Source organism: Streptococcus porcorum (assembly GCF_053203725.1).
On record NZ_JBRUDG010000005.1, the window covers coordinates 1 to 18,278 of the forward strand.

Genomic DNA, 18,278 nt, shown 5'->3' on the forward strand with positions numbered 1-18,278 from the left:
AATTTTAGTTATCTGTTTAAAAAGTCATAAGATTAGTCACTGGTAGGAATTAATCTAACGTATTTATTTATCTGCGTAATCACTGTTTTTAGTCTGTTTCAAAACAGTAGATGTTTTATCTACATTAACGCATTTTGAATACCAACATGACGAATCCCTCCTTCTTAATTACAAATTTTTAGCATCTAATTTAACTTCAATTCCTATTATACAAAATTTTAAGATAATGCACTATCAACACACTCTTAAGTTTGCTTCTAAGTCTTATATTTGCCAAAATTCGCTTTTAAATAAGCAAATTCGTTCTCTGTAATAAATGGTGTATCTGTTCTTGGATAACTCAATAATTTTGCTTCATACAGTCCTTGCATAGCTTTTAAAGTTTGGCTCGCTGTCGCTTTATAAAGCTGATTGACTTTTGATTGCAAACTACTTAAAGAAAACAAACTCGGACTATTCGTTTTCTTCTCTTTGGTTTGAACATCAGCAATTATCCCCTCTTGATTGCCTATTTTAGCTTGTTTAGAAGAAACAAAAGCTAAAAGCTCCTCTTGGGTTTTAAAACGCTGTGTGGGGCTTAGAACGCCCTTAAATGACCCTTGGTTTACTTTTATACTAGCTTCCACCTCGAAAAAAGGTTCTTTTTTAAAATTCTCTATGGCTTCCTGGCGCTGAAAAATAAGGTATAAGGTGGGCGTTTGAACACGTCCTAGTGAAAATGTACCTTGTACGCCCTTCTGTTGTAGATTTAACGTATACAAAGGGCTTGCGTTCATGCCGATCAACCAATCGGCAATTTGGCGTGTTTGCGCTTCTTGATAAAAGGGATAGTAATTCATTCCTGGTTGCAAATTTTGAAAACCGCTTCGGATTACATCTTTTTCTAAGCTATTGATCCATAGTCTTTTAAATGTTTTATCTTTTGAAAAGGCATTTGCTTTATGGATAATCGACCAGGCGATATTTTCACCTTCTCTGTCGCTATCTGTTGCAACAATAATTGTATTTGCCTTTTTGAGAAGTTCTGCAACAATTTCGGATAATCTAACTTAATATTTCCATTTCTAACCATACTAATTTCTCTTCAATTTTCCACTAGAAGTTGTTTCGATAGACTCAACAAATTTTATTGAATCAGGTAAATAATATTTACCTAAGCTTTTTAATATCTGTCCTATTATTCTATTTTTATCTTTAATTTCAGAAATAACTTCTAATATATAATTTTCTCCGTAAATATTATCACTAATTTTTTCAACTTTACAAAGTTGAATATCTGGCAATTGAAGAATAATCTGTTCAATTTCAATAGGATTAATTTTTATACCTCCCTTATTAATTGACAAACTTTCACGGCCTGTTACAAATAAAAGTCCTTCCTCATTTTTATATCCTCTATCTCCTGTATATAACCATTCACCAGTGTATTTACTCGGGTAATATCCGCTCATAAAGCGATTTGTCTTTATCCAGATATCGCCATTACCATCATCATCTATATTTTTTACTTCAACTTCAACCCCCGGTAAAGTTGTACCAACAGAGTTAATATTTTTTAAATCACGTCCATAATGTAGACAACAAACTGCGGTTGTCTCTACCATACCATACGCATTTGCTATGTTTGCGTTTTTCAATTTATTTAATAAAAGGTTTGCACTATCCTTATTTATAATCTCTCCACCTACAATAATACATCTTAATTTTTTACACTCTTGGAGAGTATTTGTATATAAATTAACAAGTTTATTCATCGTAGTAGGTACCATAACCGTTATTGTTGCATCGTTTAGTTGAAGTTCCTTAAAAAATGTTTTATATGTAATCCTATCTTTAAAAATTACTCTTCCCCCTGAAAAAATTACTATCATCGCAGCCCAGAGAGATTGAATGAAAGCAATGTGGGAGGGGAGATACAACACATCATCACTAGATATTTCTAACTGTGCTATCATCAGGTTAATTAATTCTGTAAAAGCTAATTTATTAATCATTACCGGCTTAGGCACTCCTGTTGTACCTGATGAAAAAAACACTAAAGGAGTGTCCGAAATCTCTCTTTCATGATTATTATAAATATGTTTAAATTCACAAAATAGATACGTTTTTTTCTCACTTTTATATTGAAAGCTATTCAAAATCACAAATATCTCGTTTTGAACGTGGAGAGTCAGAGATATCTTGTATTCGACTCATCAATATTTTGGACAAATTACATGTTACTTTGGATGAGTTCCTTATTTTACACGATGAAGACTATACCAAAACTGAGTCTTTTGCCAACTTAGTACAGTATATCCGTAAACAATATTCATCACAAAACATCAATAATATACAATTTCTACTTTCGGATTCCTCAAATTACTCCTTAAATTCTTTTGAAAAAACAATGGTAACGTCCATTTTACACACAATGGATTCAAGTATTATTCCATCAGATGAAGAGTTGCTTCAACTGACAGACTATCTCTTCAAAGTTGAAAAATGGGGTTACTATGAGATTATTTTATTAGGTAACTGTGTACGCACAATTAACTACAACTCCTACTTCTTATTAACCAAAGAAATGTTAAATAATTACATTTACTCATCTCTGAATAAAACCAATAAGCGTATTGTCACTCAGCTTGCTATCAATTGTTTTATTCTTAGTATCGATAAGGAAGAATATTCAAATTGCTCCTATTTAATTGATAAGATAAAGGAGTTGCTAGATAACGAATTAAACTTTTATGAACAGACAGTTTTCCTCTATGCCACGGGTTACTTTGAATTTAAGCAACAATCAGGTACTGGAATTGAAAAGATGAAACAAGCCATACAAGTTCTTGATATTTTAGGAGAAGACAAGTTAAAATTACACTATACTGACCATTTCTATAAACTAGTCAACAAAGAATAAGTGAAATCATTCTTTACCTTTTAACGTTTTACCAATCAAGGGAGTCTCAATAAAAAACAATCACTTTAACAGCTATTCACTTATACTATTAGACAAGAAAAAAGCCTTGGAAACAGCTCATTCCAAGGCTTTCTTTGTATTCTATTGTATCAATTTCCTTATTCCGATTTCACTCGCAATCACTTTTATCTCCATAAGACCTCCTCTCTCACCACTGATAACTATAGTATATAATGATTTTAAATCGCTTTCTTACTTTATTCTATGTTATAATAATACTATCCTATGAAACCTATTTAAAAGAGTCCACCTTATCAGAAGAAAGGTCAGAAGCAGATTCTGACTTGAGACGAAGTATGGAAGATAGTCTTTTGAATTTAGAAGAAAAAACCAATAGTCAAATGAGAGGGTTTAATAATATCCTGTGTTCAGATTCCTTACATCAACCTAGAAGATCTCAACAGCTATTCCTGCTATACACCAGCTGATGATGTACAGTAACAAAGCTTAAAGGGATGAGTTTATTCGACTTAGCCATGCTCTACCTCACTAATCTGCCAGTGTTCGTACACGAGCTATTAATCCTGAGCAATGTTATCTACCAAGCCAATTGAAGTACTTTGGAAGTTATATGACCAATCAAAGTCATTATACAAACAAGTCTTTTTAGTCTTCAATAAAACTAGATCTTATTCTGTCAGAAAATACTGTATCAAGACTTTCTAGCAACGGTACGGTATTTCTCAGAATTTCGTCAAAAAGCACTTCGTCAATAATTTGTACAGGACAGATTATTAACGAAGCGCTTTTAATTTCTTTCGAGACCATATACTTAGTATTACTTTGTAAAAACTATCAACTCATATGATATCTCTTAAATAGAGTTCCAAAAATTAGTGATAACAAAGTGATAGATACTCCAATAATCAAAAGATTAAAGGTATTGTTTGGATCTAGAGTAACTGAGAAAAATCCAGTCCCAATTGGCATAAAAAGTATCGCTACCGTAAAGATAATTCCAAAGACTCTACCAAGAAACTCATTATCTACATCTCTTTGAACAATAGAGAAAAATTGGATATTAAAAATAGATAGAAATAAGCTAAACAGTGCTGGGGACAATGCTAGAGCGATAACATTGTGGAATATAGAATAGAGCGGAGTAGATAGCATTAACATCATACCTGAACATGCCAATAGGATTATTAAACGTTTACTTGATAATGATTTATTGACAATACCACTTAACATTGCTCCGATAAATCCACCAATCGCCTCTGCTGTTAGAAATGTTCCATAAAGTCCAGCTGAAATTTCTCCAAACATTTGACTACTATAGGGTAACAATAAATTATAGCCTGCTAGGAAAAAATTTACAAGTGCAGAAAGAACAATAATAATAAAGATTGGCTTATGACTATAAACATACTTGAATCCTATTTTTAAGTCATCAAAGACCCCACTTATTGTCATTTTCTCCTTTGTGACTACTTCTTCATTAATAGGCACAATAAAGAAAATCAATAATGCTGCAATTAGAAATGAAAATCCATCTAATAGTAACACACCATGTATCCCAAGTAGCTTATATAAGAAAATTGCCACCATAGGAATGGTTACTTTGATTACAGTACTCGTTGTTTCTAGCATTGAATTAAGTTGGGAGATACTATCCTTTTTTACAATTTCTTTCGTAAATGCTTTATAAGATGGACCAGAAAAAGCACTCATAAAAGCCAAAATAACATTGGTGATGACAATCGCATAAACCAGCCATCGTTCTTGGGATATGAACGAAAGAACGATACAAGCGACTCCGCATAAAATATTTGAAGAAATGATAATTTTTTTCCGCCTAAAACTATCTGCAATTACCCCACCAAACAAATTAAATAGAACACCTATCACACTTTCTAATGATTGGTAGATTGCGACCATAGATAAAGATGTTGGATTAAGACCAGCAAGAAAGGTATTATTAGCAAAATCAAACACGATATCTCCAATAAGTGATATTCCTTTACTACTAACTAAAAAAGTTATATTTCTTTTTTCAAATTTTTTCAATTTCTTCTCCATTGACTTATCAATTAAAATGTTTCAACCAAAGCTTAGCAATTTCTTGATTATCTATTTCCGACAATGAATTGATAGAGTTTGAACTACTAATCTTATTAGGTGACTTTGCAACTTTCTGCAATATAAACAAAATTGCAGCATGAACTAATAAGATATAGTTACCTAGTGCTGAATTCACTGCAAAATTCGTAGGTATCCCTTGATTTAAAACATAAAAATAGTTTTCTTCACTTCTATATTCAGTAAAATAATTATCCTTATTGCTTATGTCATACTCCCCATTAATATAATTTAAATCGAATTCATCGTCAGATGAAGTAGCTGTTACAACGAAAGAACCGTCCTTCAAGGATCTAAAATCTAGAATGTCCAAGCATTTTGAACCTGTGGCACAGAACACAATATCAATATTTGACAAATTTTTATCAATTAAAATTTCACAACCATCTTTTACAGCGGTGATAGATTTTATATAATTCTTTTCAATTATCTTTGGTTTAATTCCGAGTTCCCTCAATCTTGAACAAATGCCTGACCCAATATTACCATATCCTATACAAGCCACATTCATATATTGAATGAGTAAATTTTTTTGATGTAAAATATAATCTGCCCCAAATACTATATCTGCTCCAACAAGATAATCTTCATTTCTTTTTAGGGGATTTCTAGCAACTGAAAAAATAGGATACTTTACATTATTTAAAACTTCTTCATATTTTTTTATTCCATTTTCTGTATCTTCTACAATACATAAAATTGGAAGATTACTTTTTTGTGAAATATTTACAAAATAACCTCCGATATCTATCAGAATTGTATTATAGGAAATTTCACAAAATATTTCATTAAATGTCTCATCGCGTGATGCTACTTTTAGTTTAACACCAAATCCCTCCAACTCTCTCCAAACATCTAAATTAATTGAATTTGGTTTGGCACAAACTATTAAACGCTCACCAAATATCTTTCTCAGTGTTTTTATTAAAGGAATACTACTAGGTATGATATGTTGTACAGCAACGCAAGATAAATCTTCAAATGTAGATTTTGACACTACATTAGCCAGAAAAGTTTCCTGAGAATGGAGTTTGAACGTCTGAAGGTTCTCAATCTTTTTAGCGATGTTTTTATAGCCCTGCATATCTTTAAAACTCTCCCATTCAACCCATTCAAAAGAACTGGATTCAACTTCATCTAAAGTAACTGGGATGTCATCTTCTGAAAAAAACAAATATTGCAAATCATAGTGATAATGACTTTTTTCATTCTTAGATACATTTTCGGGTATTTTATGGATAGAAATATTAAAAGGAATCAATTCATTTAGCGGCTCATCACATTGATAAAAAAGATAGTTTGAATCAATTCCTGTTTCTTCCAGTAACTCTCTCTGCGCTGCTTGAAGCGGACTAGTATCAGTCTTTTCAATATGACCCCCAGGTTGTAAATATTTCCTAAGAATCCGATGATGCAACATCAGAATTTTTTTACTTTTCCTAGATAAAACAAATGCTGATGCCGTAAAATGCCCTACAAAATTCCTCCTATCAATTAGTTTTTCATTACTTTCGACTTTAAGTTGACTCAAAATCTGTGCCAAGTCATCCACTTCAATTGGATGATTTAATAAATATCCTTCAATAAGCTCTTGATAATTAATCATACCTCATCTACTCCTTATCTTTATTTAATAATATCAAAACCATTTTCACTTTCTACTACACATACATTTTCATCATCAATTTCATACTTTGTATGTTTAAATAAATCTGAGGTGACCACAAAATAAGTTTCTTCTCCACGACTAATAATATTAATAAAGTTTTTTTCAAATTCATTTTCAATTATATCTCTTATAATACTATTAATATTCATTACTTCCCCAATGTAATTTATAGAAATCGATAGATAGTTTAGTCGTCTCCGTATTAATTTTCCCAAATCATCATTCCTTCTAAATGCAATTTCATTAAAATCAATACCTTTTGAATACATTTCTAATATACACTCAAAATCATTCTTAAAATCCTGATAACTATAGAATCGACCTACTTTAAAAGGAATCTTTTTATGAATGTCCCCTATCAAACTTTCAGAATCAAAGTTTTCAAGATTTCTAAAATTATATGACATACCTCCATGAATAGTATCTATATGGTAATCTGACAACAAACATTTACATATCAAATACACTGTATATAGGTATATATCTTCTTTAGAAGAATAATTTTTAATTGAGCCTTTAAAAATTTTCATATCCCTTTTTAACTTAGATAAATTAATAATACTATTTTCTGATGGAAGAATATCTAGATCACTTGGTGATAAATCGTTCTTAGACATTCTTTCTTTAAATCCCTCGTATTCTATTAGGGAGCTTTGTTCTATATAAATATCTCTATTATTATATTTTTGATTAATCAATTTTTCCAGTTTATTAATAGAAGATGCATCTATTGAATGATATGGAAAATAGAATCTTATAACCTTAAATTTTGTTGAGATAATAATAATGGGAATTCTTATGATATCTAAAGAATTTAAGATATTTTGTAACTCTGATTGAGATGGTAGATTTTTTAGTTTTATAACTTTAGGTTCTGATAAGCATTCAAAAACTCTAAATTCTAAACTATTATCCATTTTTTGCATCGCCATTCTAAAAATATCTATGTTATTACTAATCTCTTCAATTATCTGTTCTATTTTTTCTATCTCTATAATTGCCAATGATTTTAATTTTAAATCAAAATAAGTTATTCGAAACTGCTTATTTTGATACAACCTTATTTGAGTTGGCGTAGGTAATATCTTATATCCTCTTTCGGTAGTATGTTGAATTTGTAAATAAACTTTCAGTCTATATTTTTCTTCATCATCTAGCCCTATATTTTCTAAACCGACATTAGATATATTATTATTTTTTATATAATTACAAATTGAATTAATATTCTTTAGCTCATAGAAGCTAGTCTCTTCTATCTCTATATTAAATACTTCTTCAATCTCCAAAAAAAAGCGAACTAAATCTAATGAATCTAGGTCGTTAATATCTATAACCTTAAATTGAGATAAGATATTCAATACAGACTGTTCGATGTTATCTTTAGCTACAATGTTTTCTTTAAAGTAATATTCATTTAATAATTTATTTACATCAAGTTTTCGATTTTGAGTAAAGTAATACCTCTCTACTTTCACAATAATAGGACTAATATATTTTGGCAAACTATTATATATTTCCTGATCAGCAGTAATTTTAGAAATATAAAAAATATATATTTTTTTATTATTAAATACCACTTTCGAAGAACTAATACCGTACAATTGATCAACAATAGATTTAACCTCATCAAGTTCAACTCTAATACCATTTACTTGAACTTGATTATCTGCTCTAGAACTAAAAACTAAATTTTCTCCTCTAAAATATACATAATCCCCCGTCCTATAAAACCTTTCACCATCAATTATTGAAAATTTTTCATAATCTAAACTTGGTTGTAGTAAGTATCCTGCACTAACTCCTTTTCCACCGATTAATAATTCTGCTTGCTCACCCTCTCGAATTCTTTCACATGATGGAAATTTTATCTCTACCCCCGGTAACGGTTTACCAATAGGAACCACCGAATACTCTTGATTTTTAAGTTCATAATAAGTAGCATAAATCGTTGTTTCTGATGGACCATATAGATTAAAAACTCTACATCCATTGCTAATTATAGGAACTAGCTTATTAGCTAAAGAGCTGGGAAAAATTTCCCCAGCTAGACATAGTACTTGTAAACTTTCAAATACATCAGCACCATTAGTATCAACTATAGTTTCTGCAAAAGATGGAGATAAGGATAAATGTGAAATATTATTTTCTTTCAATATTTTTTCCATACCAAGAATACTACCTACTCCTGATTCATAACAAACTAAAGTACCACCAGTAAAAATCGGACAAAATATCTCTGTCAATGACACATCAAAAGTGTAGGGTGTAGTAAATAAAAAATAAGATTCTTTTCTAAAATCGACAATATTATAAAACTCTTCCAATAACCAGCAAATATTCTCTCCTGTTAAAAATACTTTTTTAGGGATACCTGTAGTTCCGGATGTACAAATAATATACGATATCGGATTCTCACTTATTTTTTCAATCTTAGTATATTTGCTATATTCACTGTATTCTGGGACATTTATAATATTAACAGATAAATTTAAATTAAAGACCTTATCACAAATAATAGTATCAAACTCAATTTCATTAATACGCTCTATAGACTTGTCAAGCGATAAACTATTAGTTATCGGCAAAGGAATCTTGCCTGCCTTTAAAATTCCTAATATGACAGGGAGAACATATTCCGAATGCACTAAGTAGAACGGAACAATATCATCATGACTAAAAGATAGTAATTTTTTAGCAAAAAAATTTGACATACATTCAATATCCATAAATGAATAGTTATAATTTTTTGTTATTATTATTTCCTTTTCAGGAAACTCTAGTAATTTTTCTTTAAATTTTTTCAATACTGACATTTTTAAATCCTCCAACAAAATATTTATCTCTCAAAGTATAAGTACTTATTATATCATCGACTAATCAAAGATTAGCTTACTATATTATCCTCCAGAAATAATGATAATATCCATAATCAACAACATGACTGGGATGAGTTTTGATAATTTTTTCATATTATGGCTCCTTTTATTTTTATTTATTGTATAATAAATAAAAATACTGCTATATTTCGTTGGGAAAGTGGGAAAATATGAAATCAAAGCTTGGGAATACGCTTAGAAAAGTGCGTCAAGGAAAGCGAGTCAGCTTATCCTCTTTAGAGGATGAAAATCTCTCTAAATCACAAATCTCTCGATTTGAACGTGGAGAATCAGAAATATCTTGTATTCGACTGATCAATATTTTAGATAAGTTACATATTACTTTGGAGGAGTTTCTTACTTTATATAACAACGATCATACCAAAAGTACAACATTTGCTAGTTTAGTACAATATATTCGTAAACAGTACTCGTCGCAAAATATCAATAATATCATATCTGTACTTTCTGACTCTTCTCCTTATGATTTAAATCAATATGAGAAAACAATGGTGAAGTCCATCCTACATACTCTAGATTGCCATATCACCCCATCAGACGAAGAGATACTTCAGTTAACGGACTACCTCTTTAAGGTTGAAAAATGGGGCTATTACGAAATCATTTTATTAGCCAATTGCATCAGAACAATTCCATATACTTCTTGTTTTTTGCTCACTAAAGAAATGTTGAAAAATTATATCTACTCATCATTAAATAAAACAAACAAAAAACTTGTCACTCAATTGGCAATTAATTGTTTAATTGTCAGTATTGATAAAGGTGAGTTTCATCATTGTACCTTTCTTATTAGAGAAATAAAAAAATTACTAGATAATGAACTAAACTATTATGAACAAACTGTCTTTTTATATGCGTTGGGGTATTTTGAGTTCAAAAAAGATCCATCTAATGGTACCGAAAAAATGAAACAAGCCATTCAGGTATTTGAAATATTAGGCGAGGAGCATATCAAAGCGCATTATACTGACCATTTGTCTAAGTGTAAGCAAGCTAATAATCATTCATCAAATTAAATAATAATCCTGCATTCTCTTGACATAGAAGAAAAGAAAGATTCCCCCTATCAATTCTATGTTATAATAATACTATCCTATGATAGACGAGGTTTCTATGAAAGATTTTTTATCTGATGAGCAATTCCAACATAAAATTAGCTACCCTAATCCTCTATTAGCATATACCTTTTACCATACAAAAGTGGAAAATGGGCGACCAGATGTACTATTTCATTGGCATAATGAGCTAGAAATCAATTATGTTCACACAGGTAGTGCTAGGTATCATATTGACTATGATTATTTTGATAGTCAGGAAGGGGATATCATTTTCATCAGACCTAATGCTCCACATTCCATTCATCCCATTGAGGATAAACATCACCAAACAGACTCTTTTCTTTTTCACTTAGATATGATAGGGTATTCCATTTTAGATAAGGCAAGTTTACTTTACCTTCAACCTCTTCAAAATAGCACCTTTAAGTTTGTCCCACGTCTATCCAAAGACCAAGAGGGATACGATCAGATCAAAGCTGTGCTATTTGACATATTTGAACTGGTGAAAACCGAACCCCCTTACTTTGAATTGCCACTAAAAGCTAAGCTAAATGAACTACTATACCTTCTTTATCGCCATCATTATATTGTCAAAAAAACTTCTGATGATCTCTATCGGAAAAATGAAAAAATCCGTGATTTAATTGACTACATTCACCATCATTATAGGGAGAATCTTAGCATTGACTTTTTAGCCAATTATATGGGGTATAGCAAGACACATTTTATGACCGTCTTTAAACAACACACTGGCACCTCTTGTACAGATTTTATTATCCAAGTTCGCTTAAAAGAAGCTAGTGATCTTTTACTCAACTCTATCAAACCCATTTTAGAAATTGCAACTGAAGTTGGCTTTAATAATCTTTCAAATTTTAATCGCCAATTTAAAGCCTACTATTTCTTGACACCAAGCCAATATCGAAAACAATTTAAAAACAAAAAATAAAGACGCTAGGAACACCTAACGTCTTTTTATCTTACTGGGGTAGCTGGATTCGAACCAACGCATGAGGGAGTCAAAGTCCCTTGCCTTACCGCTTGGCTATACCCCAATCACAACAAATAATATTTTAGTATAACTTTTTACACTTGTCAATATATTTTATGAAAAAAGTAGAAAACATATTGATAAGTTTTTTTCATCGATAAACTTCTTTTTGACATAAATACGCATAATGTGTATAATAGAAATCGTAAGGAGGTTAGGTATACTATGCCACTTACAGGGAAAGAATTGGCAAAACTTGCCAAGGAAAATGGATGGTATGAAATCCGCGTTAAAGGAAGTCATCACCATTTCAGAAAGGATGGTATTTCTAAGATAGTCACTATTCCAATCCATGGAAACAAGGATTTAGCAAATGGACTAGAGAAGAAACTCCTTAAGGATTTAGGGCTATGCTAGTTCTAAATCTTTCCTTTTTTATTATTTGGAGGTACATATGTTAAAATCATATCCCGCTATTTTTCACAAAGAGCTTGATGGTTACTGGGTTGAGTTTCCAGAGTTTGGTGGTGGTACTGAAGGTGATACACTCGAAGAAGCTATGAAAAACGCCCATGAAATGTTAGAAGGGATTTTGGCTTCTTATATCGACGAGGATATCCCCTTACCAAATCCTACCGATATAGAAAAGTTAAAGGTTCTTGATGGGTTTGCTACTCTTATCCAAGTTGACCCCACTCCCTTTTTAAAAAACAGCAAAACTGTCCGCAAAAATGTTACCGTTCCAGAATGGCTCGTCCGTCTTGCAGACCGTGAAAAAATCAACTACTCAGAAGTTTTGACACAAGCACTTGAACATAAACTACAAATATAAAATTTGAGCAAACCAAAACCTACTGTAAGAGTTTTTACTGTAATACAAGTAGTTCGAAGCTCATAGATAGAAATAATTAAAAGTAAATAGTTCAGGAGGGGATAAAAATGTTATAATGGATTTCTTGAAATAAGAGATTAATGATTGAAGTATATAATGTTAGGAGATTTGGTATGGAATATATTTTTTTATTAGGTTTTATTGGTGTTATCGTTGCAACCACTTTATTCATTGTTTTTCTAGTTCAAAAACCTAGAAATAAAAAGAAAATATGGTCTAGTGTTGGTGCAATGATAACTCTACTTTTCGTGATGCTCATTGGATTGAATGATACAAATCCAGATACTGAAACAGAAACCACTAGCGAAACAACATATTTATCTAGCGAAGAAACTAAAGATTACTCTGATGAGGACACTACATACGAAGAAAGTAGCTCTTCAAGCAGTTCATATTCTTCAAGTAGCTCTAGTTCGTCTTCCTCACCTTCAACATCAACAAGTAGTTCTCAACCTTTTGATCCAAACAGTTATCAAACTGTAGATTTTAACACTTGGAATCATGACGATGTAAAAATTTCTGAAAAAATACAATTGACAGGAACCGTTGTTCAAAATACTGAAAGTGACGGAGACCATATTTTACGAGTAGCTATTAATGGAGACTATGATCAAATTATTTTAGCCCAAATTTACTCTTCAACTTATAATGATGTTATAGCTGAGGATGATACAGTCACTCTCTACGGATTTAACATGGGACTGACTAGTTACGAAACTGTCTTTGGGGCAACAAAAACTCTCCCAGCTTTATTAGTTAATGAATATGATGTAAGCTATTAACATAAACCTTACTATCAAAAGTATACTTTCTATACAATTAAAAAACAAAAAACCTACTAAACTAGCTTTAAAAGCTAAATACAGTAGGTTTTTATTTGTATTTATTTTACAACCGTCAAAAGATAATCTCCAACATCAATACGGCTTTCTTGGGTAGTCAAGATATCTTTAAAGTCAGCTGAGTTAGTGATTACAATCGGTGCAATAACAGGAAGTCCTGCTTCTTTGATGGTATTAACATCAAATTCAAGAAGTTTTTGTCCTGCTTGAACAGTATTACCTACCTCAACAAATGATTTGAAGCCTTTACCTGCAAGTGAGACGGTATCCATACCGACATGAATCAGCAATTCTAGACCATCTTCTGTTTTTAAACCGATAGCATGTTTGGTTGGGAAAAGAAGAGTAACTTCTGCATTAGCTGGTGCTACTACTATACCATCTGTTGGGTCAATCGCAATACCTGCTCCCATGGCACCTGAAGCAAATACTTCATCTGGCACATCAGCAAGTTTCACCACTTTACCAATCATAGGACTAGCTAAAATGTTAGATTGTAGTTCTTTGGCTTTTGGAATAACTGGTTCTTCTTTTTTAGTATCTGGATTTCCATAAAGTGTTGGAACAGGAACAAAGTATTGAATCAGAAAAGCAATTACAACTGCAGCAATAGAAGCCATAATAGCGACATACATACCAGACATATCCCCTGTTTTAGAGTTAACTAATGATGGATATAAGAAAACTCCCAGTGCTCCAACAGAATAACCAATAACATTTGCAAACATCATATAAGCCCCAATTAGCCCGCTGACTGCACAACTAATAATAAATGGTGTGCGCATTGGTAAAGTTACCCCATAAATTGCAGGCTCTGTTACCCCAAAAATAGAGGAGATAAAAGCAGGCATGGCAACTGATTTTACTTTTTGTTCTCTTGTCTTAAGCATAATAGCTAAAAGAACTCCTGTTTGCGTAAAGTTCGGTAAAAGTGCAGGTACTAAGATAGAAGATTGTCCCTTAGTTGCTGTATCTAAGATAGCAAGCGGAACAATAGCCCAGTGTAAACCAAACATAACCATAACTTGCCACATAGCACCTAGAACTAAACCATATAAAATCGGACTAAAGTTCATAATAGCTTGGAAGAAACTACTAAGACCATCAGAGGCCAAGTTAGCAACTGGACCAACCACCAAGAAGGTTAAAGGAACTGAAATCAACAAGGTTACAAATGGAACCACAAAAAGTTTAACAACATCTGGTATTACTTTACGAACCGCTTTTTCAATATGAGAAGCCACCCAAATCGCCAAGATAGCGGGCATCACAGTAGAGAGATAGCCACCTGTCGGAAGCGTAAATGGAATACCAAAAACATGATTGAGGTTAGCTTTACTCAAGACATCAACTGAACTTGATAAGGTTGGATAAACTAAAGCTGCACCAATGGCAAGGGCTGTAAATTCATTGAGCTTGAATTTACGTGCCGCAGTGAGCGAAATCATCAAAGGTAGATATTGGAAAAAACCATCTCCTGCTGCATTTAAAATCACATAAAGCGCGTTGTTATCAGCACTCAATCCTTGAGCCCCCATAATAGCAACAATTCCCTTGATAATACCAGCAGCAGCCAAAGGACCTAAGAAGGGTTGGAAGATACCAGAGACTAAGTCAACAAAGCGGTCAAAAAGATTTCCTTTTTCTGCTTGATTATCAACAGCATCAACCTCACCTACTCCTGATACACCTTGCGCTAGGACAGCTGCATAAACATCTGGGACGTGGTTACCAATCACCACCTGGTATTGTCCACCAGCCTTAACAACTGTTACCACACCTTCTCTTTGTTTAAGATAGTCTGTGTCTGCCTTCGCCTCATCTTTTAGACGAAAACGCAAGCGTGTCACACAATGCCGTAAATCGACAACATTTTCTTTGCCACCCACGTGAGCGACAATATCTTTTGCAAGTTCTGAATAATCCTTTGCCATATCTGGCTCCTTTCTTTTCTGGAAAAACAGAAAAACCTAAATATATACCAAACGTCTCTCTTTCACATGACAAAAAGAGATAATGTTTCGTATATATTTAGGTTTTGCCTGCCTACCAGTAACAATCCTTTACTACGCTATTTATTATAACATAATTCAGAGAAATTGCAAGCGTTTTCTTTTCAAAAATTTACTTTTTTTCTAAACGTTGTAGATGAATGGTCAGATACACCTGCTCATCTTTGCTCATCTTAAAATCATAAGCTTGCTCAACAAAAACCTTTATTCGCTGACTACACGCAAATGCTTCTGGATAATTATGTTGCACCTGTTCGTACAAAAACTCATCATTTTGACCTTCTTCCATGTTGGACAAAACCCTTTGAGCAAAATAGTTTAAATGGGTCACAAAACGATGATAAGACACTGAGTTTTCATCAGCGATTTGTCCATAATACAAGCGAACAATATCCAATAATTGTTGGACTAATTTTGTCAGTCCTTTATGACTAGAAAATTGATCTGCATTTTTTTGAGCATTCACAAAATGTAGAGCAATTGAAGCCGCCTCATCTTCAGGAACATCCAGTTGAAATTTGGCCTTTATTAAATCTAAAGCTTCAAGCCCCAATTGATATTCTTTCAGATAAAATTTTCTTACTTCCCAAGTCAAGGGATTTTGAAGCACCAGTCCTTCTTTCAGACGCGCCAAAGCATAGTGAAGGTGATCACCTAAAGCAATATAAAGAGACAAATCAAATTTTTCATTTAGTACTTCTTCTGCACGGGTAATTAAGCCCTGAATCAATTCCATCTCATCTGCCGATAGCGCTAAACTGGCTAAATCAAGCTGACCCTGTGAGGAATCTTTTTCTAGAACAAAACGCTTTTCAATCTGTTCATGATCAATCTCTTGGCCTACTTTCTTTTGAAAACCTAGCCCTTTTCCCATGACAATCAACTCTTTTCCAGTCTCATCACTAACTTGCACAATGTTATTGTTATAAACTTTAAGAATTTCCATCCTATTTCCACCCTTTCTTACTTCTATTATAAAAATTTTTTGGAAAAAATAATAGACTAAAAATAGGAAATAACCACTTTCATCTTAAAAAGACTGGAAAAATCCAGTCTCTAAACTTAGAATGATTTAAAAAGCTTAAATTGCCATCTTTTTATTGATAGATTTATTTTTTATAAGCATAGGTTAAATCTAAAGGCAAACCAGTAGTATGACGGACAACGCCTGTCAAGTCAGGATTTTGTAGGGCTTTTGATCCTCGGAAGAACAGAGGATTAAAGTTAGCTTCATCCATCAAGGCTTTTTCAGCTGCCTTATAGTTTTCGACGGCTTTTTCAGGATTTAAAGCATTTGTCGTAATGGCTTCCTGATAAGCTTGGTTGTAAGCGACATTATCAAATTGACCGCTATTGTAGTAAGCTCCTTTAGCAAAAATACCATAGAAAGTTGACCCCTCAGGGTAGTCTCCCATCCAAAGAGAGAAGATAATATCAAAGTTTTGTTTGCTAGCATCTTCTAAACGTTGCTTGAGAGGGACAAATTTTGTTTCAATCGTTAAGCCTGAAAAGGCTTTTTCCCATGCTCCTTGTAGATAAGTCAAAGCTGATTTTGCAACAGCAGAATCTGAATCTGCTGTAATGGTCAAGCTAACCTTTGACTCACCAATCTCTTTCAATCCTTCTTCAAACAATTTTTTAGCTTCCGCTAAGTCATAAGTATAGCCTGGAGCAACTAGTTCTGACAAATCTTTTCCACCAACAGTTGCCAATCCATAAGGTGCCAAACCTGTTGCTGGACGAGAGCCAGTTGGAACAACTGTTTCTACAAAAGTTTCGCGATTAGTCGCTAAGTTCAAAGCTTGTCGAATTTTTTTATTAGCCAAAGCCTTGTTGGTGCCTGTTTGGTTATACTCAAGGTAGGCTGATGTTGCCTCTGGCACATCAACAAGGTTAGCGTCCTTGGCATTAGCTTTGTAAAGACTTGGTGTCGAAGAGATATTAGCAAAATCAAGCTGACCTTGCTTATATTTTTGAACAGCAGTCTCAGGTTTTTTAATCACTTCCAAATTAACGGTTTCTGTTTTCACCTGATCAGCATTCCAATAGTTTTTATTTTTGACAAACTTGAATTCGTTATTGGTACCATTCCACCCTTCAAACACATACGGGCCTGAATAAAGTTGGTGCTCAGAAGTTGTCCCGTATTTGTCCCCTTCTTTTTCCACAAAAGACTTTTTCTGTGGCAAGAAACTTGAAAAGGCAAGGAAATACTTCATTTGAGGCGTTGGGGAAGTTAAGGTAAAAATAACTTTATTGCCTTCAGCTTTAACTCCAAGTTGACTCAAATCTGTGATAGTCCCTTCGTTGATTTCCTTGGCGTTTTTGATATTAGATTCCACAGCTAGATAAGCAGATTGCGATGCTGTTTTAGGATCTAAGATACGTTGCCAAGAATAAACAAAGTCTTCTGCTGTGAGATCTGATCCGTCAGACCATTTTAAACCATCACGAAGTGTTGCAGTATAAGTTAGGCCATCTTCTGAAATATCTAGTTTTTCTGCCAAGTCAGGCACGAGCTCACCTTTATCGTCAACACGTAGCAAGTTGCTACCTGTGTTACCCAAAATTGTCCCAACAATTGTATCGGTTTGTTTTGAAATGTCTAAAGTAGTGACCTCAGATGTTAGAGCAACGTTAAGCGCCTTATCATCACTTGTCTGACTGTTTCCACAAGCCGCTAAGGTCATAACTGTTACAGTTGTCAATAGTCCTAAACTAACTTTTTTTAGGTTTGGTTTTAACCCCATCATAAGCTCCTTTTTGCATAAAATATACATCATTATACTATTTTTATTGATTTTTTTCAAGCTTCTGCTCTTAATAACTGAAAATATGGGATTTTAAAAACCTCCTTGTTGGAATAATTATTCACC

The 18,278-nt window shown here is 32.8% G+C and carries 12 protein-coding genes, 1 tRNA gene and 4 pseudogenes; 6 read left to right on the top strand and 11 right to left on the bottom strand.

Going from position 1 to position 18,278, the window contains the following annotated elements:
* Positions 1 to 63 precede the first annotated feature (63 nt).
* From ACVRWY_RS02050 to ACVRWY_RS02065, 4 genes and pseudogenes are all read right to left on the bottom strand, one after another.
* Positions 64 to 148, bottom strand: a pseudogene (locus tag ACVRWY_RS02050) (23S rRNA methyltransferase attenuation leader peptide).
* A 48-nt stretch (positions 149 to 196) separates the two neighbouring features.
* A pseudogene (locus ACVRWY_RS02055) lies at positions 197 to 268 on the bottom strand (MLS leader peptide); the annotation flags it as partial.
* A pseudogene (locus tag ACVRWY_RS02060) lies at positions 267 to 1,037 on the bottom strand (DNA topoisomerase); the annotation flags it as partial. The pseudogenes ACVRWY_RS02060 and ACVRWY_RS02055, both read right to left, overlap by 2 nt.
* A gap of 36 nt (positions 1,038 to 1,073) precedes the next feature.
* A complete protein-coding gene (locus ACVRWY_RS02065; protein WP_354367807.1) occupies positions 1,074 to 2,144 on the bottom strand; it encodes an AMP-binding protein in 1,071 nt (356 codons plus the stop codon).
* Here ACVRWY_RS02065 and ACVRWY_RS02070 point away from each other — a divergent pair.
* Positions 2,126 to 2,902, top strand: a pseudogene (locus ACVRWY_RS02070) (helix-turn-helix domain-containing protein); the annotation flags it as partial. The gene ACVRWY_RS02065 and the pseudogene ACVRWY_RS02070 sit on opposite strands and share 19 nt — an antisense overlap.
* Before the next feature lie 855 nt (positions 2,903 to 3,757).
* On the opposite strand, the gene ACVRWY_RS02075 reads toward ACVRWY_RS02070, so the two are convergent.
* From ACVRWY_RS02075 to ACVRWY_RS02085, 3 genes are read right to left on the bottom strand one after another with little or no spacing between them, the layout of a single operon-like run.
* Positions 3,758 to 4,981 (bottom strand): MFS transporter, encoded by a 1,224-nt coding sequence (locus ACVRWY_RS02075; RefSeq protein ID WP_435533030.1) that lies wholly within the window; start codon positions 4,979 to 4,981, stop codon positions 3,758 to 3,760.
* 7 nt (positions 4,982 to 4,988) lie between these two features.
* On the bottom strand, positions 4,989 to 6,647 hold the full coding sequence (locus tag ACVRWY_RS02080) for an NUDIX domain-containing protein (RefSeq protein ID WP_354367811.1): 1,659 nt from the start codon (positions 6,645 to 6,647) through the stop codon (positions 4,989 to 4,991).
* 20 nt (positions 6,648 to 6,667) lie between these two features.
* Positions 6,668 to 9,523 carry a non-ribosomal peptide synthetase gene (locus tag ACVRWY_RS02085; RefSeq protein WP_354367813.1) on the bottom strand — a complete coding sequence of 952 codons (2,856 nt, stop codon included), beginning with the start codon at positions 9,521 to 9,523 and terminating at the stop codon, positions 6,668 to 6,670.
* A gap of 233 nt (positions 9,524 to 9,756) precedes the next feature.
* Between ACVRWY_RS02085 and ACVRWY_RS02090 the strand changes: the two genes are divergently transcribed.
* Both ACVRWY_RS02090 and ACVRWY_RS02095 read left to right on the top strand, forming a co-directional pair.
* Complete coding sequence (locus ACVRWY_RS02090) at positions 9,757 to 10,623, top strand: helix-turn-helix domain-containing protein (RefSeq protein ID WP_354367815.1); 867 nt, start codon at positions 9,757 to 9,759, stop codon at positions 10,621 to 10,623.
* A gap of 97 nt (positions 10,624 to 10,720) precedes the next feature.
* Positions 10,721 to 11,614 carry an AraC family transcriptional regulator gene (locus ACVRWY_RS02095; protein ID WP_354367817.1) on the top strand — a complete coding sequence of 298 codons (894 nt, stop codon included), beginning with the start codon at positions 10,721 to 10,723 and terminating at the stop codon, positions 11,612 to 11,614.
* A 34-nt stretch (positions 11,615 to 11,648) separates the two neighbouring features.
* Here the strand turns inward: ACVRWY_RS02095 and ACVRWY_RS02100 are convergent.
* Positions 11,649 to 11,720 (bottom strand) — tRNA-Gln (locus ACVRWY_RS02100).
* Positions 11,721 to 11,881: 161 nt separating this feature from the next.
* Between ACVRWY_RS02100 and ACVRWY_RS02105 the strand changes: the two genes are divergently transcribed.
* The 3 genes from ACVRWY_RS02105 to ACVRWY_RS02115 all read left to right on the top strand — a co-directional run bounded on the left by ACVRWY_RS02105 (position 11,882) and on the right by ACVRWY_RS02115 (position 13,330).
* Positions 11,882 to 12,073 (top strand): type II toxin-antitoxin system HicA family toxin, encoded by a 192-nt coding sequence (locus tag ACVRWY_RS02105; RefSeq protein ID WP_354367819.1) that lies wholly within the window; start codon positions 11,882 to 11,884, stop codon positions 12,071 to 12,073.
* Between the two features lie 37 nt (positions 12,074 to 12,110).
* Positions 12,111 to 12,488 (top strand): type II toxin-antitoxin system HicB family antitoxin, encoded by a 378-nt coding sequence (locus ACVRWY_RS02110; protein ID WP_354367821.1) that lies wholly within the window; start codon positions 12,111 to 12,113, stop codon positions 12,486 to 12,488.
* 173 nt (positions 12,489 to 12,661) lie between these two features.
* A complete protein-coding gene (locus tag ACVRWY_RS02115) occupies positions 12,662 to 13,330 on the top strand; it encodes a tripartite tricarboxylate transporter TctB family protein (protein ID WP_354367823.1) in 669 nt (222 codons plus the stop codon).
* Between the two features lie 101 nt (positions 13,331 to 13,431).
* On the opposite strand, the gene ACVRWY_RS02120 is transcribed toward ACVRWY_RS02115, so the two are convergent.
* From ACVRWY_RS02120 to ACVRWY_RS02130, 3 genes are all read right to left on the bottom strand, one after another.
* Entirely contained in the window at positions 13,432 to 15,324 is a 1,893-nt protein-coding gene (locus tag ACVRWY_RS02120) for a beta-glucoside-specific PTS transporter subunit IIABC (RefSeq protein WP_354367825.1), read from the bottom strand.
* Positions 15,325 to 15,514: 190 nt separating this feature from the next.
* Positions 15,515 to 16,348, bottom strand: coding sequence for a BglG family transcription antiterminator LicT (gene licT / locus ACVRWY_RS02125; RefSeq protein ID WP_354367827.1), 834 nt, complete (start codon positions 16,346 to 16,348; stop codon positions 15,515 to 15,517).
* A gap of 163 nt (positions 16,349 to 16,511) precedes the next feature.
* Complete coding sequence (locus ACVRWY_RS02130) at positions 16,512 to 18,155, bottom strand: peptide ABC transporter substrate-binding protein (RefSeq protein ID WP_354367829.1); 1,644 nt, start codon at positions 18,153 to 18,155, stop codon at positions 16,512 to 16,514.
* Positions 18,156 to 18,278: the final 123 nt, after the last annotated feature.